Genomic DNA, 23,749 nt, shown 5'->3' with positions numbered 1-23,749 from the left:
GTCAAAGGGGGGCGAAGCGGTAGCCCGCCTGCCAGACGGCGAAGCAGGCGCTGACCACCTGTTCGTCGTAGTGGACACCGGCATAGCGGGTCAGCTCGGCGAAGGCATCGGTGAAGGAGAGGGCCCGCCGAAACGGACGGTGGGCCGTCATGGCCGCCAGGGAGTCGGCCACCCGGATGATGCGCGCCTCCAGGCAGATGGCATCCCCCTGCAATCCCTGCGGATAGCCACTGCCGTCCATGTTCTCATGGTGCTGCTGCACTATGGTGGCGATGGGCCAGGGGAAGTCTATCTGCTGCAGAATTTCACAGCCCGCCTGCGGGTGCAGCTTGATGAGCTCGAACTCCACCTCCCGCAATTCGCGGGGGCGGGTGAGGATCTCCGCCGGGATCTGCAGCAGGCCGATGTTGTGCACCATGGCGGCGAGGCCCAGTCCATCCAGCCGATCCTGCACGAGTTGCAGATGCTGGCCGATGGCCAGCGCCAGATCGTGCACGCGCCGCTCGTGGCCCGCGGTGCTGGGATCCTTGTGGGCGATGGCGGAGGAGAGCGCCGCTATGGTCTGGAACAGCAGGGTACGTTGTTGCTGCTCGCTCTCCTTGATGTGGGTGATGTCGACCAGCGCGCCTATGATGCCGGCCACCTCGCCCTGATGGTCGTAGAAGAGATCCTTGAAGTTGAGCACCTGATAGCGGCGGCCCTCCCGGTCAAACAGGGTGTGCTCGAAATATTGCGGCTGCCTGCTGCGCAGCACTTCCAGGTCGCGCTGGGTGTATTCGTCGGCCATCTCGGGGGGGAGGAGCTCGTCCACCCGCTTGCCCTGCAGCTCGGCCTTGCTGATGCCGGTGATCTGGGTGAAGGTCGGGTTGCAGCTGATGAAATGCCCCTCGACATCCTTGTAAAACACCGGAATGGGAATTGCCTTGAGCAGGGATTCGTTGAAGCGCTGCATGTCGACCAGCTCCGCCTGCTGGCGCAGCGCCAGCTGCTCGCTGTCCCGGCACAGCTGGATGGCGCGGGCCAGGTTGCCGAGGATGGGGCTGAACAGGTGACAGAGCCGCTCCCCCTGCTGCTCCGGGTTGGGGGAGAGCAGCAGCATCAGGTAACCCCCCTCGATCCGCAGCCGGTAGGCAAAGGGGTAGGGGCGTGCAGCGGGCAGCGGCAGCGGGGCGCGCAGGATGCACTGCTCGCCGTCGCCGACCCAGTGGGGCAGCGCGAGCGGCTCCCCCTGATGGCTGACCAGCTGCTCATCCCCAATCGCCTTGATGATCTTGTACTCACCCTGTGGCAACTGCTGCAGCACCAGCCCGACCGGGCAGGCACAGTGAAACAGAAAACGCTGCAGCACCTTGGTCAACAGGGCGTCCAGAGTGACCTCGCGACCGATGCAGAGAGCAAGATCGCAGACGATGGCCATGGCGTGGTCGTTGTTCATCGCCGTCCCTCCCCGTTGCAGAGAATGGCACCGTTGTGAAACAGCGGATACTCCCCCGGTCGCAGGCTGCCAATCTCGCCGAGGGAAAGGGCGCCCACCAGCTCGTGGGCACCGCTGTGGCTGAAGAGGGTCTTCAGCTCCAGCGTGCTCTGCTCGCCGAAGTGCTGCTGACGGCCGGCGCAGTAGTAGATCTCGAGGCGTTCAGGGGCGCCGTGCCGGCTCAGCTTTTCGGCCAGCTCGATGGCGTGGGCGGTCGGGCTCTGCGGCGCCTTGAGCAGGGTGAGGATGCTGTGATCCGGCACCTCCCCGACGCAGAGCAGGGCCCCCTCTTCGGTGACGGCGACCGGGATGCGCACGATGACGTCGCCGTTGGCCCGCAGCAGCCCGAGCGGCAGGTGGACGCCGTACTGGTAGAACTGATCCGGCGTCAGGCGCTGCTGGAACTGTTGCTGGACCAGGGACTGGTAGCGACTGAAGGCCGGCTCCCAGTCGATGAAGGCAATCTTGTTGCCCTCGCTGCTGGTGGCCAGCATGGGCTGGGCGGTGAGCTGATAGCCGTGCTCGAGCAGCGGGTAGCTGTGGTGGGGCAGCAGGGTGCAGCAGACCGCCTGCGCCAGCAATCTGTGGTTGTCGAACAGGCAGGGCATGGGGCGGAACTGGCCGCTGCCGGCATTGACGCCGGCATAATTGACCCTGTCCGCGAGATGCAGATAGATCCCCTCAAGGAGGGAGGCGATGTTGGGGATCATGGCATCAAAGGTCAGAAAGAGGGTCGGTACGCCCGCGGCCTCTGGCCACTGCGCAAGCTGGGGGAGCAGCGCATCGCAAAGGGTGCTGACTTGCAGGTCTGTGCTGGCGGCGGGATCGAGCGGGATGAGCAGAGGAGCGTGGGAGGCCGGGCGCGGCAGCAGCCAGGCACCGTGCTCATGAAAGCCGTGGCGGCTGATGAGGCGGGGAAAGAGTGCGCCGCTGAGCTGAATATCGAGCCGCCGGCACTGCTGCTGCAACTCGGCCACGTGCCCGGCATCCTGCTCGGCCAGCAAGAGATCGAGCCGCTGGCCGCGATAGGGCTGCAGTGCATCGGCCAGTGGCTGCGTATCGAATGAAAGAAAAGCGGGCTGCATCATCCCTCGGAACTCCTTTCCTGCCAATGGCCAATATATCAGCAAGGCGGGCGAGGTGGATACCCGGTCGTTTCCGATAAGCGCTTATAAGCCGTTATAAAGGCAGATAAATTTGAGATGGCTGGTCAGGCATCCAGTTTTGGGCAGATAAAAAAACCGGCCACCTGGGCCGGTTTTTGAAGTGGAGTGAAATCAGTGCAGCACCACGTTCTGGAAGCCCTGCACCAGGCTGATGACCGGCTGGGGATAGAGACCCAGTGCCACCACCAGCGCGGCGGAGAGCAATACCACCAGACCTCCGGAGGTGATGGCCCAATCCCCCTTGGCGTCGCGCAGCTGCATGCCGGGTTCGCGCAGGTAGAGGGTGACCATGACCCGCAGGTAGTAATAGAGACCCAGCGCACTGCCGAGCACGATGGCGCCGGAGAGCCACCACAGCTTGGCATCGACGGTCACCCCGATGAGGTAGAACTTGCCGATGAAGCCCAGCGTCATGGGGATACCGGCCAGCGAGAGCATCATCACGGTCAGCACGGCGGTCAGGTAGGGACGACGCCAGAACAGGCCGCGGTAGCTGTGCAGGGAGTCCGCATCCTTGCCGCGATAGGGGCTGGACATCATGCTGATGACGCCGAAGGCCCCCAGGCTGGTGAACAGGTACATCAGCAGATAGACGCCGGCCGCTTCCACCGGCATCTGGCCGAGACGGCTCGCCACGATCACCGCCAGCAGGTAACCGAAGTGGGAGATGGAGGAGTAACCCATCATCCGCTTGATGTTGGTCTGCAGCAGGGCCAGCAGGTTGCCGATGACGATGGAGACCACCGCCATGGCGGCCAGCAGCCAGTGGATCATGGGATCCGCGGCGGCGGGCACCGCCAGGTAGAAGCGCAGCAGCACGCAGAACACGGCGATCTTGCTGACGGTGGCGAGGAAGGTGGCCACCGGCGCCGGCGCCCCTTCGTACACGTCCGGGGTCCAGAGGTGGAACGGTGCCAGAGAGAGCTTGAAGGCAAAGCCGACCAGCATCAGACCCAGACCGCCCATCAGCAGCGGGTGGTGGGCCGGGGTGGTGGCCAGGGTCAGCCCCAGATCGCTGAAGCTCAGGCTGCCGGCCTGGGCATAGAGCAGCGCCATGCCGAACAGCAGGAAGGCGGTGGCGGCGGCGGAGAGCACCATGTACTTGATGCTGGCCTCCAGCGAGTGGCGCTCGCGATAGGCGTAGCCCACCAGACCGAACATCGGCAGGGTCAGCATCTCGATCCCGATGAACAGGGAGGCGAGGTGACGGGAGCCCGCCAGCACCAGGCCACCGGCGGTGGCGATCAGCAGCAGCAGGTAGAACTCTTCCCGGTTGTCCGGATAACCCTTGAGCCAGGAGCGGCCGAAGGTACAGGTGGCCAGGGCGCCGATGAGCACCAGCCCCATGTAGAAGACGGCGTAGCCATCGATCTGCAGCAGCGGGGTGACCCCCTGATCGCCTTGCGCCATCACGATGGGCAGGGAGAAGAGCGCCAGATTGAGACCGGCGATGGTGACCACGAAGGCGGTGTCATCGCACCGTTTCCAGGCGATGGCCAGCATCAGGGCCACCATGGCCCCGGTTGTCAGCAACAGGGGCAGCAGGGCCAGCAGTTGCGAAGCGGTGAAGGTCATTGCAGTGCTCCTGTAGTGGACAAGGAAGGCAACAGGGCCAGCGGTTTAACAGCGGTCACTCTCATTGCAATGCTCCTGCGAAGGGCAGGGCGTACCAGTGCAGCACGCTCAGAAGGCTGTTGCCCGCGGTGTCGAGCACAGGTTGGGGATAGACACCGAGCAGCACCAAAAGACCGGCGATGGTCATCATCATCACCAGCTCGCGGCTGTCGAGCCCCTTGAGCACGCTCTCGTCCTTGGGGGTACCGAAGCAGGCGCGCTGCAGCATGATGAGGGAGTAGACCGAAGCCAGTACCAGCCCAAAGGTGGCGATGATGGTGAGCACGGGGGCAACCTGGAAGCTGCCGATGAGGATCAGGAATTCGCCGACGAAGTTGCCGGTGCCCGGCATCCCCAGAGAGGCGACCGAGAAGAACAACATCACGCCGGGCAGGTAGCGCAGACGACCCCACAGCCCGCCCATCAGACGCAGGTCCCGGGTGTGCAGACGCTCGTAGAGCTGACCGCACAGGATGAAGAGGCCGGCGGCGGAGAGACCGTGGGCGATCATCTGTACCACGGCGCCCTGCAGGGCCAGCTCGCTGCCCGAATAGATGGCGATCATCACGAAGCCCATGTGGGAGATGCTGGTGTAGGCCACCAGCCGCTTGATGTCGGTCTGGGCGAACGCCACGATGGCGCCGTAGACGATGCCGATGAGTCCCAGCACCATGGCGTAGGGGGCAAATTCGGCGGACGCCTCGGGGAAGAGCGGCAAGGCGAAGCGCAGCAGACCGTAGGCGGCGGTTTTGAGCAGGATCCCTGCCAGGTCCACGGAACCCGCGGTCGGCGCCTGGCTGTGGGCATCCGGCAGCCAGCCGTGCAGCGGTACCAGCGGCATCTTGACGGCGAAGGCGATGAAGAAGCCCAGCATCAGCAGCCACTGCACCCCCTCGCTCATCGGAGTGTTCAGCAACTCCTGATAGTTGAAGGTGAACACGCCGGTGGCGCCGTGGTGAGTCAGCACCAGGCCCAGGATGGCGACCAGCATGATGAGGCCGCTGACTTGGGTGTAGATGAAGAACTTGGTGGCGGCGTTGATCCGGGATTTGCCGTCGGTGACCGAGTGGCCCCACAGCGCAATCAGGAAGTACATCGGTACCAGCATCATCTCCCAGAAGAAGAAGAAGAGGAACAGGTCCAGCGCCATGAAGACGCCGAGCACGCCACCCAAAATCCACAGCAGGTTGAGGTGGAAGAAGCCGATGCGCTGCACTATCTCCTTCCAGGAACAGAGAATGGCCAGCACGCCGATGAAGCAGGTGAGGATCACCATCAACAGCGACAAGCCATCCACCGCCAGGTGCAGCGAGATGCCAAAGCGGGGGATCCAGGGCAGTTGCAGTTCGGCAGCCCAGACGGGTACGCCGCCCTGGGCTGACAGGGTGAAGTCACCGCTCCACCAGATGGCGCAGGCGAGCAGCAGGCAGGCGCTCATCGACAGCAGGGCGACCCAGCGTACGAAGTACTCGCCGAATCGCTCGGTCTGCCAACAGAGCAGACCGCCGATGAAGGGTATTAACAAGATCCAGAGTAAGGTCACGATATCAGCTCTCGTCTATGTTCTAGTCACTGTGCAGGCCCGTGGGCTTGCTGCGAGTTCAGGGGCTGCATCACGGGATCAGCCGAGCAGCAGCAGGGCCAGGATCAGGGCGGCGCCCATCCCCATGGAGGCTGCATACCAGCGCAACTTGCCGGAAACGGTCCAGGCCAACAGCTGGTGGCCACTCAGTGCCAGCCAGGCCGGCAGGTTCATCATCCAGTCCAGCGGATCCTTGCCGAGCAGCCGGGTCGCCAGCAGATACGGCTTGACCCACAGCTGATCGTAAAGCCAGTCAAAGCCCCAGGCATTGAACCAGAGAGTGCTGAGCAACTTGCCCGGCGCGCTGTTGGCCACGCTGCTGGCCAGGCGGCGCTCGCCCAGGAACAGGAAGGCGGCCAGGGCAATGCCGGCGATGGCGATGACGGCGGAGGTGATCTCCAACGCGTGGCGCCCCTCTTCGATGTGATCCCCCGGACCCGTCGGCAGTACCCCCGCCAGCGGCGGCACGATCAGGGCGCCGATGCCGGTGGAGAGCACCATCAGCACCAGCAGTGGCAGCTGGTGGGCCAGACCGTGGCCAGGATGAGCCTCGGTCTTCGCCTTACCGTGGAAGGCGATGAAGATGAGGCGGAAGGTGTAGAGGGAGGTGAGGAAGGCACCGCCAAGGCCAGCCCACAGCAGGGCGCTCTGGCCACTGGCCTGCACCTGCCACAGGATGGCGTCTTTACTGTAGAAACCGGCGGTCACCAGCGGCAGCGCGGCCAGGGCCGAGCCCCCTACCAAGAAGCAGGCATAGACCAGCGGCAGGCTCTTGCGCAAGCCCCCCATCTTGAAGATGTTCTGCTCGTGGTGGGTCGCGACGATCACGGCACCGGCGGAGAGGAACAAGAGCGCCTTGAAGAAGGCGTGGGTCATCAGGTGGAAGATGGCCCCTTCCCAGGCACCAACGCCGAGGGCCAGGAACATGTAGCCGATCTGGCTCATGGTGGAATAGGCCAGGATCCGCTTGATGTCGGTTTGCACCAGGGCGGCAAAGCCTGCCAGCACCAGGGTAATGGCCCCGACCAGCGCCACCAGATGCAGGATCTCGGGGGCCAGCAAGAACAGACCGTGGGTACGGGCGATGAGATAGACACCGGCGGTCACCATGGTGGCCGCGTGGATCAGTGCCGAGACCGGGGTCGGGCCCGCCATGGCATCCGCCAGCCAGGTCTGCAGCGGCAGCTGGGCCGATTTGCCGACGGCTCCGCCGAGCAGCATCAGGCAGGCCAGCGACAGGGCGGGGGAGCCTTCGGCAAACAGGGTGGGGGCGCGCACCAGCAGCTCATGGATGTTGAGGGTGCCGAGCTCGCGATAGAGGATGAACAGGCCGATGGCGAGGAAGACGTCGCCGACCCGGGTCACCACGAACGCCTTGAGGGCGGCGGCGCCGTTGTTGCGATCCTTGTAATAGAAGCCGATCAGCAGGTAGCTGCACAGCCCCACCCCTTCCCAGCCCAGATACACGAACAGCAGGTCATCGGCCAGCACCAGGAACAGCATACTGGCGATGAAGAGGTTGGTGTAGGTGAAGAAGCGGGAATAACCCTCTTCCCCGCGCATGTACCAGGAGGCGAACAGGTGGATGAAGAAGCCCACCCCGGTCACCACGCCCAGCATGGTCAGCGACAGGCCGTCCAGTGCCAGGCGGAAGCTGGGGCTGAAGCTGCCCACCGAGATCCACTGCCACAGGGTCTGGGTATAGACGCCGCCCGCCGGCATGGTGTTGAGAAAATCGATGCCGACCCACAGGGTAGTGAGGGCCGACAACCCTATGCTGCCGACGCCGATGAGCGCCGAGGTGCGCTCGCCGAAACGACCGAGGGAGAAGGCCAGCACCAGCCATCCCAGCAGCGGAAACAGAAAAGTCAGGTATAGGAGGCTCATCCGCGCATCTCGCTCACAGTGTCCACGTTGAGGGTGTGGTAACGACGATAGAGCAGCAGTAACAGGGCGAGGCCGATACTGGCCTCCGCTGCCGCCAGAGAAATCACCAGTATGTACATGATCTGGCCATCGGCCTGGGCCCAGCGGCTGCCAGCTACCACGAATGCCAGTGCCGAGGCGTTCATCATGATCTCGATACTCATGAGGATAAACAGCAAGTTGCGGCGGATCAGCAGGCCGCACAAGCCGATGCAGAACAGCACGGCGGCGAGCAGCAGTCCGTGCTCCATGGGGATGCCATTCATTGCTGACCTCCTTCTTGTGATGGACGGGCCGGGGTGCGGGGCACCGAGAGTACCTCGCCGCTCTTGTCTTCGCGGCCAAGGTGATAGGCGGTGACCAGACCCGCCAGCAGCAGGATGGAGGCGAGCTCCACCGCCAGCACGTAAGGACCGAACAGGGCGATGCCGACCGCTTTGGCACTGACGTCGGTCAGACCGAGTTCACCGCCGGTGACCCCGAGAATGCCGTAGGCCAGAAAACCCAGCAGAATGAGCGAAAGCAGGCCCGGGCCCACCCAGGTGGTGGGAGTGAGCCAGTGCTTCTCCTGATCCTGGGCCGAGCCCAGGTTCAGCATCATCACCACGAACACGAACAGCACCATGATGGCGCCCGCGTAGACGATCACCTGCAGGGCGCCCGCGAAGGCGGCGCCCAGGCAGAAGAAGATCATGGCCACGGCGATGAGGGAGATGATGAGATTGAGCAGCGCGTGCATCGGATTGCTGGTGCTGATCACCCGCAGCGTGCTGTAAATGGCGACCAGGGCCGCGGCATAGAATGCCAGTTCCATGATTGACTCCTCAGGGCAGCAGGCTCTTGACATCGATGGGCTTGGCTTCGTTCTCGGCATCCCCTTTCGGCTTGCCGTCGATGGCCATCCCGCTCATGCGATAGAAGTTGTAGTCCGGGTACTTGCCGGGGCCGCTGATCAGCAGATCTTCCTTCTCGTACACCAGATCCTGGCGGCGGTACTCGCCCATCTCGAAATCCGGCGTCAGCTGGATGGCGGTGGTGGGGCAGGCCTCTTCGCACAGGCCGCAGAAGATGCAGCGGGAGAAGTTGATGCGAAAGAACTCAGGGTACCAGCGACCATCTTCCCGCTCGGATTTTTGCAGCGAGATGCAGCCGACCGGGCAGGCCACCGCACACAGGTTGCAGGCCACGCAGCGCTCGTCGCCGTCCGGATCGCGGGTCAGCACGATGCGGCCGCGATAGCGGGGCGCCGCATAGACGGCCTGCTCCGGGTAGTTGAGGGTCTCGCGGGGGCGCCAGGCATGGGAGAACACCATGCCCAGGCTGCGTAACTGGGTGCCGACACCCTTGATGATGTTAATAATTTTCATAGTCGTGCCTCACTGCACATTCATCAGCACCACAGCCCGCACCGGCTGCATCCCAAGCGGGATGCAGGGCGGCGGGCAAGCAGACGTTCCAGCCAAACGGCATCACAATTATTCTGTCCATCGCGGCCTCACTGCGCATTCATCAGCACCACGGCGCCGGTGACCAACATGTTGAGCAGGGTCAGCGGCAGGCAGACTTTCCAGCCAAACGACATCACCTGGTCAAAGCGCGGGCGGGGCAGAGAGGCCCGCAGCAGGATGAAGAACACCATGAAGCAGGCGGTCTTCAGGGCAAACCAGATGAAGGGCGGCAGCCAGGGGCCGTGCCAGCCACCGAAGAACAGGGTCACGATGAGCGAAGAGATCAGCACGATGCCGATGTACTCGCCCACGAAGAAGAGACCCCACTTCATGCCCGCATACTCGATGTGATAACCGTCGGCGAGCTCCTGCTCGGCTTCCGGTTGGTCAAACGGATGGCGGTGGGTGACGGCGACGCCAGCAAACAGGAAGGTGATGAAGCCCAGGAACTGGGGGATGATGTTCCACAGTCCTGCCTGGGCTTCCACTATATCCCGCAGGTTGAAGCTGCCGGTCTGGATGACGATGCCCATCAAGGAGAGGCCGAGGAACACCTCGTAGGAGAGGGTCTGGGCCGAGGCGCGCAGGCTGCCGAGCAAGGAGTACTTGTTGTTGCTCGACCAGCCGGCGAACAGCACGGCATAGACCGCCAGCCCCGCGATGGCCAGGATGTAGAGCAGCCCCACGTTGAGATCCGCCACGCCCCAGGTGGGGGTGATCGGCACCACCGCAAACGCCAGAATGAAGGCGGTAAAGGCGATGATGGGGGCCAGCACGAAGATCCGCCGATCGGCGAACGGCGGGATCCAGTCCTCCTTGAAGAACATCTTGATCATGTCGGCCGCCAGCTGCAGCAGGCCGAAGGGGCCTACCCGGTTGGGGCCGTAACGATCCTGCCACAACGCCAGCAGACGGCGCTCGATGAAGCTCATGAAGGCGCCGGCCCCCACGATCCCCACCAGCACGATCAATGCCTTGCCGATCTCCAGCAACAGATCGATTAGAGAGTCGCTCATGCGATGGCCTCCTGCAGGTTGGCGAGATATTGCTGGTGTAGGGCGGTCGGCAGACCGCTGACACCAAGCGGCAGGCCTACCAGACCGGCAGCCAGATGCTCGCTCAGACGCAGGGTCAACCGCCAGTGGTGGCCCCCCCAGGAGAAGGCGACCTGGCTGCCGGCACTGAGGGCAAGACGGTTGGCGTCGGCCGGGTTCAGCACCAGTACGGGCTCGCTCATGCGGGCCTGGATGACCGGGCTTCTGGCAGAGAGCTCTTCGCCGCCAAACAGCTGGTCATAGCTCACCACCTGCAGCGCCTCTTTGGCACTGAACGGGGCGGGAATGGTGTCGAACCAGCCGAGGCTCTCCTCGCCCGCTTCCAGCAGACGGCGACCGGGATCCCCGGCGCGCAGGTTGCCACCTACTTCATCCTGGAACTTGTTCCAGGCGGAGGGGGAGTTCCAGCCCGGCGCCCAGGCAAACGGCACCTGTTGCAGCGGCTGGCGGGCACCGGCGTAGCCTTCCATGGAGAAGTTGAAGGGGGAGTCGGGATCCTGGGCGACTCTGGGCTCGCTCACGTTCTGATCCGCCAGCATGGAGGTACGGCCACTGTAGCGGTGCGGCTCGCGGGCGAGCTTCATGCCGCGGATGCGCAGACCCGCGTTGGGCGCGGCTTCGCGCATGCTGGTCAGCAGTGGGGCGCTGGCGGCGCAGGCACTGCTCACCTCGTCGAAGGTGTTCCAGCGCAGCGGTTTGCGATCCAGCGCCCCTTGCAGGGCGGCCAACCAGCGCCAGCTCTCGCGCACCTGGATGTCGGCGTCGTAGAAGGCGGGGGCATAGACCTGGAAGAAGCGCTGCGCGCGACCTTCCATGTTGATGAGGGTACCGTCGCCTTCGGCAAAGCTGGCGGCAGGCAGTACCAGGTTCGCCTTCTGGGCGGTGCCGGTGTCCTGATGGTCGACCACCAGCAGGTGCTGCAGGCGGTCGATGGCGGCATCGACGCGGCTGCGCGGTGCGCGGCGGTAGAGATCGTTCTCGAGCATCACCAGCGCGAGCTTCTCTTCTCTTTCGATGCGCTCGAGGGCGGCTTCCAGCGGGGCGGCATTGCCGGCCAGCATGGCCAGCCCCAGGCTGTTGCTCTCCTGAGCGACCAGAGCGAGCTCCACGGCCTGGCCACGGCCCTTGAGGGCGCGGGCGATGTTGCTGGCCGCCTCGAGCAGCGCCTGGCTGCGGGCACCGGTGCCGGCGATGATGAGCGGCTTCCTGGCGTTGCCGAGCAGCGCGGCCCAGCTGGCGGCCAGGGCCTGCTGTTCGGGGGCGAGATCGGTCAGGGCAGGGGCGCTGCCATCGAGCAGATGGGCGATGGCGAAGCCGAGGCGCGCCTGATCCGCGTGGGGGGCGTGCAGGGTGCCGCTCGCCACGTCGTCCAGTCGGGTGGTGTCGAGACTGGTGATCAGCAGCGGGTAGCGCTCGTTCTGGGCCAGGGTCTGCACCGCGGCGACCTGCCACAGATCAACCTTCAGCTTGCGGGCGATTTCACGGCCCTTGCCCTTGACTGCCTGACGCAGGGCTAGGGCGATGCGGGCGGCGGTCTGGGTGACATCTTCGCCGAGCACCAGCACGGCGTCGGCCTCTTCCATGTCGCGCAGGCTCGGGGTGCGTACGCCGCCGTGCTGCAGGATCTGCAGCATCTTCTGCAGGCATTCCCATTCGCTTTGCTCGACGCCGCTGTAGAAGTTGGCGGCGCCCACCAGTTCGCGCAGGGCGAAGTTGCTCTCAAGCGACGCCCGCGGCGAGCCGATGCCGATGACGCCACTGGCGGTGCGCAGGGCGTCGGCGGCCCGGTTCAGGGCACCGTCCACCGTGATGGCCAGCCTGTCACTGCTATCCTGCAGCAGGGGCTGGCGCGGGCGGTCGGTCAGATTGACGTGGCCGTAGCCGAAGCGGCCGCGGTCGCACAGGAAGTAGTGGTTCAGGGCGCCGTGATAGCGGTTTTCGATGCGGCGCAGCTCGCCATAACGCTCACCCGGGCTGATGTTGCAGCCGACCGAGCACCCCTGGCAGATGCTGGGGGCGAACTGCATGTCCCACTTACGGTTGTAGCGCTCGGAGTGGGTCTTGTCGGTGAACACGCCGGTGGGGCAGACCTCCACCAGGTTGCCGGAAAACTCGCTCTCCAGGGTGCCATCCTCGACCCGGCCGAAGTAGACGTTGTCGTGGGCGCCGTAGACCCCGAGATCCTCGCCGCCGGCGTAATCCTTGTAGTAACGGACGCAGCGATAGCAGGCGATGCAGCGGTTCATCTCGTGGTTGATGAAGGGGCCCAGATCCTGATTCTGGTGGGTGCGTTTGGTGAAGCGGTAACGGCGGCTGTTGTGGCCGGTCATCACCGTCATGTCCTGCAGGTGGCAGGCGCCACCCTCTTCACACACCGGGCAGTCGTGGGGGTGGTTGGTCATCTGCCACTCCACCACCGTCTTGCGAAACTCCTTCGCCTCTTCGTCCTCGATGGAGATATAGGTGCCATCGGTGGAGGGGGTCATGCAGGACATGACCAGGCGGCCGCGCTTGTCGTCGGCATTCTGATACTGCTTCACTGCACACTGGCGGCAGGCGCCGACGCTACCGAGCGCCGGGTGCCAGCAAAAATAGGGGACGTCCAGCCCAAGGGAGAGACAGGCTTGCAGCAGGTTATCTGCCCCGTCTACCTCGAACTCTTTACCGTCTACATGAATGGTGGCCATACAACTTCCCTGACTTCAATGAGATAAATTCTGTGGCTCGCGCCGGTTCTGCGGGCGCACTGGGCGCCTTACCAGCGCTCGCCCAGCAGATTGGGCTGGATACCCTTGAGCTGCTTGTGACTATCCTGAGGCGCCTTGACGCCGGCCTCGAATTCGGAGCGGAAATACTTCATCGCACTGCCCAGCGGCTCGATGGCGCCAGGGGCATGGGCACAGAAGGTCTTGCCTGGGCCGAGGAAGCTGACCAGCTGCTCCAGGGTGGCGAGATCCCCTGGCTGACCCTCGCCCCGCTCCAGCGCGCGCAACAGCTTGACGCTCCAGGGCAGGCCGTCGCGACAGGGGGTGCACCAGCCACAGGACTCGCGGGCGAAGAACTCTTCCATGTTGCGCAGCAGGGAGACCATGTTGATGCTGTCATCCACCGCCATGGCGAGACCCGTGCCCATCCGGGTGCCGACCTTGCCGATACCGCCGGCGTACATCTGGGCATCCAGGTGCTCGGGCAGCAGGAAGCCGGTACCGGCGCCGCCCGGTTGCCAGGCTTTCAGGCGATAGCCGGGCTTCATGCCGCCGGCGTAGTTCTCGAACAGCTCGCGGGCGGTGATGCCAAACGGCAGCTCCCACAGGCCGGGGTTGTTGACCTTGCCGGAGAAGCCCATCAGCTTGGTGCCGTGATCTTCCGAACCCGGCAGCGCCAGCCCCTGATACCAGGCCACACCGTTGCCGATGATGGCGGGCACGTTGCACAGGGTCTCGACGTTGTTGACGCAGGTGGGCTTGCCCCAGACGCCGGAAACGGCGGGGAAGGGGGGTTTGGCGCGCGGGTTGGCGCGGCGCCCTTCCAGGGAGTTGATGAGCGCCGTCTCTTCGCCGCAGATGTAACGGCCGGCGCCGGTGTGGACGAACAGCTCGAAGTCAAAGCCCGAGCCCTGGATGTTCTTGCCAAGCAGACCGGCGGCCTTGGCCTCTTCTACCGCCCGGCGCAGGTTGGTGGCGGCATCGACGTACTCGCCGCGCAGGAAGATGTAGCCACGGTAGGCCTTGAGGGCCTTGGCCGAGATGATCATCCCCTCGATCAGCAGGTGGGGCAGTTGCTCCATCAACAGCCGATCCTTGTAGGTGTTCGGCTCCATCTCGTCGGCGTTGCAGAGCAGGTAACGGATGTTCATGCTCTCGTCTTTGGGCATCAGGCCCCACTTCACGCCGGTGGAGAAGCCGGCGCCGCCGCGACCCTTGAGGCCGGCATCCTTGACGGTGCCGACGATTTCATCAGGGCTCATCTGGCCCAGCGCCTTGCGGGCCGCATCGTAACCCTGCTTGCTCTGGTATTCATCCAGCCAGACCGGCTGGCCGTCGTCGCGCAGCCGCCAGGTGAGGGGATGGGTCTCGGCGGCGCGGGCGATGCGGTTGGCGGTACCAAGGGATGCCAGACTCATGGGTAAGCCTCCAGGGTCTTGAGCAGGCTGACGGCGTCGAGCCCACCGTAGGTGTCATCGTCGATCATCAGCGCCGGCCCCTTGTCGCAGTTGCCGAGGCAGCAGACCGGCAGCAGGGTGAAGCGGCCGTCGGCGGAGGTCTGGCCGGGGGCCAGGTTCATCACCTCTTTCAGGCCGGCCAGCAGTTGCTCATGGCCGTTGATGTAGCAGACCATGCTGTCGCAGACGCGGATGATGTGGCGACCGACCGGCTGGCGGAAGATCTGGCTGTAGAAGGTGGCGACCCCCTCCACGTCGCTGGCGGGGATACCGAGCTCGGCGGCGATGGCGTGGATGGCACCGTCAGGAACCCAGCCGCGGGCCTGCTGCACTATCTTGAGCGCTTCGATACTGGCGGCACGGGGATCTTCGTAGTGGTGTTTCTCATGCTCGATGGCATCGCGTTCTGCCTGGCTCAGGATGAAATTGTTCCCCTTGCCCTGGCATGAACTCTGTCCCTGCGGGGACGGATTGTGTTGGCACTGACATTGCTGGCTCATGGCATAACCTTTTGTGGCTTGTTCTTGTTGTCGTGTAACGGCGCTTGGTAACAGCCGTTACTCAACGGTCCACATCCGACATAACGAAATCGATACTGCCCAGATAGACGATGAGGTCCGACACCATCTGGCCACGGATCACCGAAGGGATCTGTTGCAGGTGAGCAAAGCTCGGGGTGCGGATCCGGGTCCGGTAGCTCATGGTGGAGCCGTCGCTGGTCAGGTAATAACTGTTGATCCCCTTGGTCGCCTCGATCATCTGGAAGGACTCGGCGGCCGGCATGACCGGGCCCCACGACACTTGCAGGAAGTGGGTGATCAGGGTCTCGATGTCCTGCAGGGTGCGCTCTTTGGGCGGCGGCGTGGTGAGCGGGTGATCCGCCTTGAACGGCCCCTCCGGCATGTTCTTCATGCACTGCTCTATGATGCGCATGCTCTGGCGCATCTCCTCGATACGCACCAGGGCGCGATCGTAGGCATCGCCGTTGGCACCGACCGGTACCTCGAATTCGAACTGATCGTAGCCGGAGTAGGGACGCCACTTGCGCACGTCGAAGTTGAGGCCGGTGGCGCGCAGACCGCCGCCCGTGGTGCCCCAGGCCAGCGCCTGTTCGGTGGTGTAGGCGGCGACGCCGATGGTGCGGCCACGCAGTATGCTGTTGCGCATGGCGGCCTTCTCATAGTCCATCAGCCGCTTGGGCAGCCAGCTCAGCAGGTTCTCCTGCACCAGTCGCTGCCAGCCGACGGGCAGATCGTGGGCCACGCCGCCGATGCGGAACCAGGCCGGATGCATGCGGGCGCCGGTGATGGCTTCGATGATGGTGTAAATCCGCTGCCGGTCGGTGAAGGTGAAGAAGACCGGGGTCATGGCGCCCACGTCCTGAATATAGGTACCGATGAACAGCAGGTGACTCTGGATGCGGAACAGCTCAGCCAGCATCACCCGGATCATGTCGACCCGCTGTGGCACCTTGATGCCGGCCAGCTTCTCGACCGCCAGCACGTAGGGCAGGTTGTTCATCACGCCGCCCAGGTACTCGACCCGATCGGTGTAGGGGATATAGCTGTGCCAGGACTGGCGCTCGCCCATCTTCTCGGCACCGCGGTGGTGATAACCGATGTCGGGCACGCAGTCGCGGATCTCCTCGCCATCGAGCTGCAGTACCAGGCGGAAGGCGCCGTGGGCGGAGGGGTGGTTGGGGCCCAGGTTCAAGAACATGTAGTCCTCGTTCTCGTTGCCGCGGCTCATGCCCCACTCTTCCGGCTTGAACATCAGGTTGCCCTGCTCCATGTCCTGCTTGGCGGCATCGAGCATGAAGGGATCAAATTCGGTGGCGCGCGCCGGATAATCCTTGCGCAGCGGGTGACCCTGCCAGCTCTTGGGCATCATGATGCGGGTCAGGTGCGGGTGACCGTCGAAGTTGATGCCCATCAGATCCCACACTTCCCGTTCATACCAGTTGGCGTTGGGGAAGTGGCGGCTGACGGTGGGCAGCGTCAGGTCACCCTCCTTGAGCGGCACCTTCAGCATCAGGTCGGCGTTGCGATCGATGGAAATGAGGTGATAGAAGACGGTGAAGTCGCTGTCGGGCAGGTCGTGGCGATGGCTGCGCATCCGCTCGTCGGTGGCGCTGAGATCGAACAGCATCACGAACGGGGAGGGGAGCTTGCGCAGGAAGCCCATGACATCCAGCAGCAGCTCGCGGGAGAGCCAGACCACCGGCACGCCGGTGCGGGTATTCTGGATGGTGAAGCGTTCGGCACCGAAATGGGCAAACAGCTCGCCGACCACCTGAGCGTCTTTGTGATCACTCGGTTGCCACTGGGCCATGGCGTAGTTGCTGGGAAATTCTCGAGTCAGTTTCATGGTCAGATCTCATCCGGCGTGCGCAGGTTGGTGACGTTGATCCGCTCGCCACGCTTGCGGTCCTTCTCGGCAGGCATCTGGGGGCGATAGATGCCCTGATCGCCCACCACCCAGGAGAGCGGACGGCGCTCCTTGCCGATGGAGTCCTGCAGCAGCATCAAGGCCTGCAGGAATGCCTCGGGACGGGGCGGGCAGCCCGGGATATAGACGTCGACCGGCAGGAACTTGTCCACGCCCTGAACGACCGAGTAGATGTCATACATGCCGCCCGAGTTGGCGCAGGCCCCCATGGAGATGACCCACTTGGGTTCGAGCAGCTGTTCGTACAGGCGCTGGATGACCGGGGCCATCTTGATGAAGGGGGTACCGGCGATGACCATGAAATCGGCCTGGCGCGGTGAGGCCCGGATGACTTCGGCGCCGAAGCGGGCCACGTCATGAGGGGAGGTGAAGGCGGTACACATCTCCACGTAGCAGCAGGAGATGCCGAAGTTGTAGGGCCAGAGGGAGTTCTTGCGGCCCCAGTTGACCGTGTCCTGCAGCACCTCTTCGAGGCGCCCGATCATGATGCCGCGTGAGGCCTCTTGAGCCAGGGGATCCTCGACGGTCTGGCGCTGTTCCTGGGGGTAGCGCTCAACCGGCGCATCCGGGTCAATCCGGGTCAGGGTGTACTTCATGGTGCAACCTCAAAGGGATAATCAGTAATTCAGTCTGGCTTCTTGTCGGTCAGGACGCGTTTTTTCGGTGCCCAGTCGAGGGCGCCGATGCGCCACAGGTAGATGAGTCCTACCAGCAGCAAGGAGATGAAGATGGTGGCCTCGATGAAGCCGACCCAGCCGCTCTCCCGAACGGAGACGGACCAGGCAAAGAGATAGAGCGCCTCCACGTCGAAGATGACGAAGAACATGGCAACCAGATAGAACTTGGCGGAGAAGCGCAGACGGGCATTGCCCACGGAGTCTACTCCTGATTCGAAGGGTTTGTTCTTGGCTCGGCCGTAGGCGCGGCCTCCCAGCAGGGCAGCCAGGCCGATCATGATCAGGCAGATACAGATGGCCCCAACTACATAGACAGCAAAAGCCCAATGCTGGACAGCAATATCAGCAAACATAGGAGTTTTCCCTAACCAAATTAATCACGAGACTTAACAAGGATGTTACGTATTATGCCACTTCGATACTGATTTACATGTCATTTCAGTGGATTAATTATTAATCAGCGGGAGGAAAATCGTATTTTGCAAGCGGGGTCAATGTTCCTATTTGAGAATCATTTTCACTCGCTTTTGTGATGGGGGGAAAATCGCAGGGTAGTTCGAAAAATAAACTAATCGAGAAAAACGAGACCCCGCTTGGCGGGGTCTGCTGGATCAGGGCTTGAGGACGGGGAGGGACTCTTCGGCAGCCTTGCCCTGGGAGAGGGTGATCTCGACCCGGCGATTGGCCTGCCGGTGTTCCGGGGTGTCGTTGGGGTAGCGGGGCTGGGCATCGGCCACCCCCTGTGCGATGATCCGGGAGGCATCGAGCTTGGGATTGGTGAGCAGGGTGTGCACGATGGAAGCCGAGCGCAGCACCGACAGCTCCCAGTTGCTGCGATAGAGCTCCACCGGCGCCTGGGTGTTGTCGGTGTGGCCGGTCACCACCACCTTGCCCGGGATATCCGCCAGAATGCCGGCGATCTTGTTGACCAGCGGAATGAACTGGGGCTGCAGGAAGGCGGAATCGGCCGGGAACAGCGCCTTTTCACCGATGCGGATCACCAGCTGGCTGCCGAGCTGTTCCACCTCCAGATCCTTGGATTCGATCTGTGCCTTGAGCTGCTGCTCCAGCTTCTTCTTGGTGACCTGCACCCACTCCTGCTCCTGGGTCTTGTGGGGCCAGGACTCCGTCGCGCTCGGCTTTTCCGCGGCGCCTATGGTCTCGTTGAAGGGATCCGAGGCCGCCGCGGGGGCATCTTTCTCCAGCACCGTCTCCTTCTCGGGGCTGCTCGGGGTGGTCTTGGATTCCGGCTCAAGAATGCCGGTCCCCCCTTGCATGACCGGTGAACCCGCAGGCGGGGAGATCAGGCCTATTTTACCCAGCGACTCGATAAAGCCCTGGATCAGCACCCGGGTTTCAGACTGCTTGGCCATCGCGAAGGAGTAGAGCACCACGAACAGGGCAAACAGCAGTGTCATGAAGTCGGCATAGGAGACCAGCCAGCGTTCGTGGTTCTCCGGCGCCTCAGCCTTTTTCTTTTTTGCCACCATGGCCTCCTAAGTAGGGTTCGAGGGTGACTTGCAGACGTTGTTGGGATTCGCCGTCCACGATGCAGAGGATGCCGGTCAGGGTCATCTCCTTGTAGTGGCGGATCTGGTGGGCAAAGGCTTTGTAGCGGTTACCGAAGGGCAGGAAGATGAGGTTGGCGGCCGAAACCCCGTAGATGGTGGCGATGAAGGCCACCGCAATGGCGCCCCCCAGCTTGTCCGGGGCATCCAGCAGGCCCATGGCGTGAATGAGGCCAAATACTGCCCCCACGATCCCCATGGTCGGGCAATAACCCCCCATGGCCTCATAAAACTTGACGGTCTGCTCGAGGTCCTCCTGCTCGAACTCGATCTCGTTTTCCAGCACCTCGTGGATCTTGGTCTTCTCGTAACCGTCGACCATCATCTGTACCCCCTTTTGCAGGAAGGGATCCTTGATGTCGTCGATCATCCCTTCCAGGGCCAGCATGCCGCTGCGCCTGGCGTTGCCCGCCAGGTTCTCCAACAACTCGGCCTGCTCCTGCATGTCGAGTTTGAGAGGGGTCAGCAACCACTTGAAACGCTTGAGGGTGCTGCCGACGACGGAGAAGGGGAACTGGGTCAGAGCGGCACCGATAGTACCGCCGATCACGATGAGGAAGGCGGGCAGATCGAGCAGGGCGCTGGGGTGGCCGCCCTCGATCATGTTGCCGCCCAGAATGGCGATCAATGCCAGAACCAGGCCGATTAAGCTCATTTATTACGCATCCCTGAAGATTGATAATGGCTAGTGTAGCTACTTAAGTATCAGTTTTTCAAAATGATATCCAATCGGTGAGCAATAACGCGCGTCAGCGTCAGCTGCCGCTTGGGAGAGGTGTTTTCCGGATGGAAAGGGGTGTGCCACCAAGGTGGACGTTGCTGCCAGCAGAGGGAATTTGGCGCTGCTGTGGTCTTGCGTTTGAGGCGCTTGGCTGCAGAGGCTGGCTGGCGGCGGAATGCCACAATCAGCCATCAGGTTGGCCGTTCAAATGGGCGATGAGATCGGTACGCCATGGGGCGGGTCATAGCCAGCAGGACTGCCTGGAGGATAGAGAGTGGCTGCCGGCCTGCTCGACGCTGGGTGAGAGGGCCGCTTTCGTCAGAGTCTGAAAGCAAAAAACCGACCATCAGGTCGGTTCTTTAACATTTGGCGGTGAGGGAGGGATGATTCGCCACTGCGTGGCTCACCCCTTCGGGGCGGCCTGCGGCCGTTCATCGCAGCAAGCTGCTCTGCTCGAACCCAGCGAGGGTTCTCACCCTCCCTCTTCGACATGAGCTGATAATTCTTCCCCAAAGCAAAAAACCGACCATCAGGTCGGTTTTAACATCAGAGGATGGGTCGGGATTGACTCGCACCGTCCCTGGCGCTCGCCCTGCGGGCGGCCTCTGGCCGTCCAGGCAGGCTGTCCTGCCCGCCTGTCGAACCAGGGCCCGAACCAAGCCGCCCGTCACCGGATAAAACAAAAGGGCCTGTCTTTCGACAGGCCCTTTTGTTTTATTTGGCGGTGAGGGAGGGATTCGAACCCTCGATACGTTGCCGTATACACACTTTCCAGGCGTGCTCCTTCAGCCACTCGGACACCTCACCAAATTTTGGTCTGTTGTTTAACGTGCTCAACCAGCACCTCGTTCGTTGCGTCGTTGCGCTGGAACGGGGCGTAATTTAGGGGAAAGGGCTGCCGGGGTCAACCACTTTTCCCCTTATTTTTCATAATCTTTATCGAATGCCTATCCCTTGAACAGAATGCCGGTTTTTTAATCCTGTTCAGGGCTTGTCGAGGATGATCAGGCTGTCCGGCAGCTCGTTCTGGTCCCGGGTGGCGGGGAAGGCGTCGGTCAGAATGGCGCTGGTCCGCTCGATGCACTCGAGGAAACCCTGTTCCACCTCCTTGTTGCGCACCCGGCGGGTGAAGTCATCGATGATCTCCTGCCACTGGGCGTTATCGATGTGCTGGGCGATGCCGTCATCCACCAGGATCTCCACGTAGTGCTCGGCCACCGAGACGAAGATCAGCACCCCGAGCCGATCCCGGGTGCGGTGCAGTCCCTGCTCGACAAATTGCAGGCGTGCCATCAGGGCGGCCCTGTGCTGGCGCACCTGTTTCGGGATCAGGTACATCTTGATGGGGGTCCAGTGGAACAGGATGCTCAGTACCAGCCAGACCGACCACTGCACCAGCAGGATCTCGTACCAGCCGAGCCAGAAGCCGAGCTCGAACACCAGCAGGGGTGTCAGCATGGCCAGCAGGGCCGCCCACAGGGTGGGGATGTAGCGATAGCCGTCGCTGGCGGGGGCCAGCACGGTCACCAGCTCGGCATCGGTTGCTTGCTCCGCCTGTTTGACCCTGGCCTGCAACGTGTGAAAGAACTGTTTCGAAATCATGTGTCGTCTCTTAATCCCTGTTACCAACCACCGGAGGCGCCGCCGCCGCCAAAACTGCCGCCCCCTCCGCTGAAACCACCGCCACCACCAAAGCCGCCGCCGGAGCGACCGGCACCGAAGCCACCGGCGAGGTAAGCGGCGCGGCGCCGGCCACCTCGACCACCACCGCCGCCACCGCCACGCAGGTTGTGCAGCACGATCATCACAATCACCATCAGGATGAACAGCCAGGGGCCGCCCAGCTTGTCCTTGCTGGCGTTGTCTACCGGTTTGTACTCGCCCGCCAAGGCCTGCATGATCGCCTGGCTGCCTGCGACCACCCCGGCCACCATGTCGCCGCGTTTGAACGCGGGCAGGATCCGGGTCTGGATGATGTTGGCGGCGATGGCGTCGGGCAGGGCTCCTTCCAGTCCGTAGCCCACTTCGATGCGCACCTTGCGCTCATCCTGGGCGATCAAGAGCAGTACGCCGTTGTCTTTGCCTTTCTGACCGATCTCCCAGTGGCGGCCGAGCTGATAGCCGTACTCTTCGATGGTGTCACCCGCCAGCGTGTCGATAGAGACCACCACCAGCTGGATACCGCTGCGCTTCTCGAACGCCGCCAGCTGCTGGGTGAGCTGGTGGGCCTGCTTGCGGGACATCAGGTTGGCCTCGTCCACCACCCGTCCGCTCAGGGCGGGGAAGGTGGGGGCGGCGGACACCACCGCCGTCCACAGCAGCAGACAGGGCAGCAGGGCACGGATCACGAGGTTCATTGGAAGCTGACCTTGGGCGCCTCATCGGCACCGGACTTGGCGCTGAACGTGGGTTTGGCCTCCAGATCCGAGTAGAGCAGCTTGGACCAGATGACGCCCGGGAAGGTGCGGATCTCGGTATTGAACTGGCGCACCGCCTCTATGTAGTCGCGCCTGGCCACCGAGATGCGGTTCTCGGTGCCTTCTAGTTGGGCCTGCAGGGTGAGGAACTGCTGATCGGCCTTGAGCTCGGGATAGCGCTCGACCACCACCATCAAGCGTGAGAGGGCGCCGGAGAGCTGGTTCTGGGCCGCTTCAAACTCCTTGAGCTGGGCGGGATCGCTCACCTGCAGGCTGCCGACCCGGGCTCTGGCATCGGTCACCGCCTTGAGGGTCTCCTGCTCGTGGCTGGCGTAGCCCTTGACGGTGGCCACCAGATTGGGGACCAGATCGGCGCGGCGCTGATACTGGTTCTCGACCTGGCCCCAGCTCGCCTTGACCTGCTCATCCAGGGTGGGAATGTTGTTCATGCCGCAACCGGTCAGGCCCAGCAGCAGCGTCAGGGTCAACAGGGCGCGGGTTGCCCGTTGCCAGAGTGAAGTGCCCATCTTGTTGTTCTCCATTGATATTTTTTACAGATAACGGTTCACCATACCAGCTTGTGGTCAACCGCCACAACGGGCGGGCAGCCTGGGTTTGTGATAAGCCATCGAAACCTTGGGCAACTGCGGCTTGTCCTTGAGCCAGGAGGCCAGCTCGGCACCGCAGCCGTTGCTGGGCGGGATCGGGGCCTGGGGTTGGCAATCCGGGCTGTCGGCCGGGCAGCGCAGGCGCACATGAAAGTGGCTGAAGTGGCCGACCCAGGGACGCAGCTTGCCGACCCAGGGCTCATCGGCCGCCCGTTTGCATACCTCGGCCTTGAGCACAGGGTTGATGAAGATGCGGGCCACCTCGGGCTTGCTGGCCGCCAGGCGCAGCAGATTGAGCTGCTGAGGGCCGAAGCGTCCGGGCAGCACCCGGTAGCTGGGTTCGTCGATCAGCGCCCACTCCTTGGGGGCATCCTGCTCCCAGCGGGAGATGGGCTGGTTGGCCATGCGAAACCAGATGTCGGCATCGAGGCCGGTCTGATGGCTGCGATGGCCGGAGGTGAACGGGCCGCCGCGGGCCATGGCGAGATCGGCGATGTAGAGATCCGGCATGCCGGCCATGCGGGTCTGGTTGGCCAGGGTGGTGAGGTAGGCGATGAGCTCGGGGTGGCCGTAGTAGCGCAGTCGCTTGGTGCGGATCACCTGATAGCCGGGGCCGCTCAGCGGCAGCGCTACCCCGTTCTTGAGGCAGCCGGCGGCGTAGCCGCCAATGGCTTCGGCCTGGCGGGGGTGAGGTTCGGCAAGAAAGGCACTGGCCATGAAGAGCAGGGTGGTGGCAAGCATGAGACTCCCGACAAGCGTGCAAATGGACTCAGATGGGGGAATCATATCAAGAGTGCGGCGAAGCCGTCATCCAGCTGGCGGCGCGGGTTGCATCCTGCGGGGTGGCTCGCGCACAATGCGCGACAAAAATGGCGCGTCCAAG

General features: G+C 63.3%; 21 protein-coding genes, 1 tRNA gene and 1 other RNA gene. All 23 read right to left on the bottom strand.

The window, feature by feature from the left end; translation table 11 throughout:
- Position 1 precedes the first annotated feature (1 nt).
- On the bottom strand, positions 2-1,435 hold the full coding sequence (locus tag CK627_RS17175; RefSeq protein WP_095592950.1) for an HD domain-containing phosphohydrolase: 1,434 nt from the start codon (positions 1,433-1,435) through the stop codon (positions 2-4).
- On the bottom strand, positions 1,432-2,562 hold the full coding sequence (locus CK627_RS17170) for an FIST signal transduction protein (protein WP_025201833.1): 1,131 nt from the start codon (positions 2,560-2,562) through the stop codon (positions 1,432-1,434). Before CK627_RS17170 ends, CK627_RS17175 begins: the two co-directional genes overlap by 4 nt.
- Before the next feature lie 189 nt (positions 2,563-2,751).
- Positions 2,752-4,215, bottom strand: a complete 1,464-nt coding sequence (gene nuoN, locus CK627_RS17165) for an NADH-quinone oxidoreductase subunit NuoN (protein ID WP_017410206.1) — start codon at positions 4,213-4,215, stop codon at positions 2,752-2,754.
- A 61-nt stretch (positions 4,216-4,276) separates the two neighbouring features.
- Positions 4,277-5,797 carry an NADH-quinone oxidoreductase subunit M gene (gene nuoM / locus CK627_RS17160; protein WP_095592949.1) on the bottom strand — a complete coding sequence of 507 codons (1,521 nt, stop codon included), beginning with the start codon at positions 5,795-5,797 and terminating at the stop codon, positions 4,277-4,279.
- Between the two features lie 78 nt (positions 5,798-5,875).
- Positions 5,876-7,723: an NADH-quinone oxidoreductase subunit L gene (nuoL, locus tag CK627_RS17155; protein ID WP_095592948.1), complete on the bottom strand. Its 1,848-nt coding sequence runs from the start codon at positions 7,721-7,723 to the stop codon at positions 5,876-5,878.
- A complete protein-coding gene (gene nuoK, locus CK627_RS17150) occupies positions 7,720-8,028 on the bottom strand; it encodes an NADH-quinone oxidoreductase subunit NuoK (RefSeq protein WP_005299823.1) in 309 nt (102 codons plus the stop codon). Before nuoK ends, nuoL begins: the two co-directional genes overlap by 4 nt.
- Positions 8,025-8,576 (bottom strand): NADH-quinone oxidoreductase subunit J, encoded by a 552-nt coding sequence (gene nuoJ, locus CK627_RS17145; protein ID WP_010634277.1) that lies wholly within the window; start codon positions 8,574-8,576, stop codon positions 8,025-8,027. Before nuoJ ends, nuoK begins: the two co-directional genes overlap by 4 nt.
- A gap of 10 nt (positions 8,577-8,586) precedes the next feature.
- Positions 8,587-9,129: an NADH-quinone oxidoreductase subunit NuoI gene (gene nuoI / locus CK627_RS17140; protein ID WP_005299827.1), complete on the bottom strand. Its 543-nt coding sequence runs from the start codon at positions 9,127-9,129 to the stop codon at positions 8,587-8,589.
- Between the two features lie 128 nt (positions 9,130-9,257).
- Complete coding sequence (nuoH, locus tag CK627_RS17135; protein ID WP_005299829.1) at positions 9,258-10,226, bottom strand: NADH-quinone oxidoreductase subunit NuoH; 969 nt, start codon at positions 10,224-10,226, stop codon at positions 9,258-9,260.
- Positions 10,223-12,952: an NADH-quinone oxidoreductase subunit NuoG gene (gene nuoG / locus CK627_RS17130; protein WP_095592947.1), complete on the bottom strand. Its 2,730-nt coding sequence runs from the start codon at positions 12,950-12,952 to the stop codon at positions 10,223-10,225. Before nuoG ends, nuoH begins: the two co-directional genes overlap by 4 nt.
- A gap of 68 nt (positions 12,953-13,020) precedes the next feature.
- Positions 13,021-14,388 (bottom strand): NADH-quinone oxidoreductase subunit NuoF, encoded by a 1,368-nt coding sequence (gene nuoF, locus CK627_RS17125; RefSeq protein ID WP_095592946.1) that lies wholly within the window; start codon positions 14,386-14,388, stop codon positions 13,021-13,023.
- Complete coding sequence (gene nuoE / locus CK627_RS17120) at positions 14,385-14,927, bottom strand: NADH-quinone oxidoreductase subunit NuoE (protein WP_095592945.1); 543 nt, start codon at positions 14,925-14,927, stop codon at positions 14,385-14,387. Before nuoE ends, nuoF begins: the two co-directional genes overlap by 4 nt.
- 61 nt (positions 14,928-14,988) lie before the next feature.
- On the bottom strand, positions 14,989-16,794 hold the full coding sequence (gene nuoC, locus CK627_RS17115) for an NADH-quinone oxidoreductase subunit C/D (RefSeq protein WP_095592944.1): 1,806 nt from the start codon (positions 16,792-16,794) through the stop codon (positions 14,989-14,991).
- Between the two features lie 2 nt (positions 16,795-16,796).
- Entirely contained in the window at positions 16,797-17,471 is a 675-nt protein-coding gene (locus CK627_RS17110; protein WP_005299840.1) for a NuoB/complex I 20 kDa subunit family protein, read from the bottom strand.
- 29 nt (positions 17,472-17,500) lie between these two features.
- On the bottom strand, positions 17,501-17,905 hold the full coding sequence (locus CK627_RS17105) for an NADH-quinone oxidoreductase subunit A (RefSeq protein WP_005299842.1): 405 nt from the start codon (positions 17,903-17,905) through the stop codon (positions 17,501-17,503).
- 258 nt (positions 17,906-18,163) lie between these two features.
- Positions 18,164-19,042 carry a flagellar motor protein MotB gene (locus CK627_RS17100; RefSeq protein ID WP_167385374.1) on the bottom strand — a complete coding sequence of 293 codons (879 nt, stop codon included), beginning with the start codon at positions 19,040-19,042 and terminating at the stop codon, positions 18,164-18,166.
- Positions 19,017-19,775, bottom strand: a complete 759-nt coding sequence (locus CK627_RS17095; RefSeq protein WP_017780023.1) for a flagellar motor protein — start codon at positions 19,773-19,775, stop codon at positions 19,017-19,019. Before CK627_RS17095 ends, CK627_RS17100 begins: the two co-directional genes overlap by 26 nt.
- A gap of 433 nt (positions 19,776-20,208) precedes the next feature.
- Positions 20,209-20,337: non-coding RNA, RtT sRNA (locus CK627_RS17090), on the bottom strand.
- A 223-nt stretch (positions 20,338-20,560) separates the two neighbouring features.
- A tRNA-Ser gene (locus tag CK627_RS17085) sits at positions 20,561-20,648 on the bottom strand.
- 177 nt (positions 20,649-20,825) lie between these two features.
- Positions 20,826-21,443 carry a TPM domain-containing protein gene (locus CK627_RS17080; RefSeq protein ID WP_010634269.1) on the bottom strand — a complete coding sequence of 206 codons (618 nt, stop codon included), beginning with the start codon at positions 21,441-21,443 and terminating at the stop codon, positions 20,826-20,828.
- A gap of 20 nt (positions 21,444-21,463) precedes the next feature.
- Complete coding sequence (locus CK627_RS17075) at positions 21,464-22,198, bottom strand: TPM domain-containing protein (protein WP_095592943.1); 735 nt, start codon at positions 22,196-22,198, stop codon at positions 21,464-21,466.
- Positions 22,195-22,800: a LemA family protein gene (locus CK627_RS17070; RefSeq protein ID WP_167385373.1), complete on the bottom strand. Its 606-nt coding sequence runs from the start codon at positions 22,798-22,800 to the stop codon at positions 22,195-22,197. Before CK627_RS17070 ends, CK627_RS17075 begins: the two co-directional genes overlap by 4 nt.
- Positions 22,801-22,842: 42 nt before the next feature.
- Complete coding sequence (gene mepA, locus CK627_RS17065) at positions 22,843-23,607, bottom strand: penicillin-insensitive murein endopeptidase (protein WP_095592942.1); 765 nt, start codon at positions 23,605-23,607, stop codon at positions 22,843-22,845.
- Positions 23,608-23,749: the final 142 nt, after the last annotated feature.

This window comes from Aeromonas dhakensis (assembly GCF_002285935.1).
In the GTDB taxonomy this organism is placed as follows: domain Bacteria; phylum Pseudomonadota; class Gammaproteobacteria; order Enterobacterales; family Aeromonadaceae; genus Aeromonas; species Aeromonas dhakensis.
The sequence above is the reverse complement of the archived record's forward strand: the minus strand, read 5'-3'. Positions and strand labels throughout refer to the sequence as shown.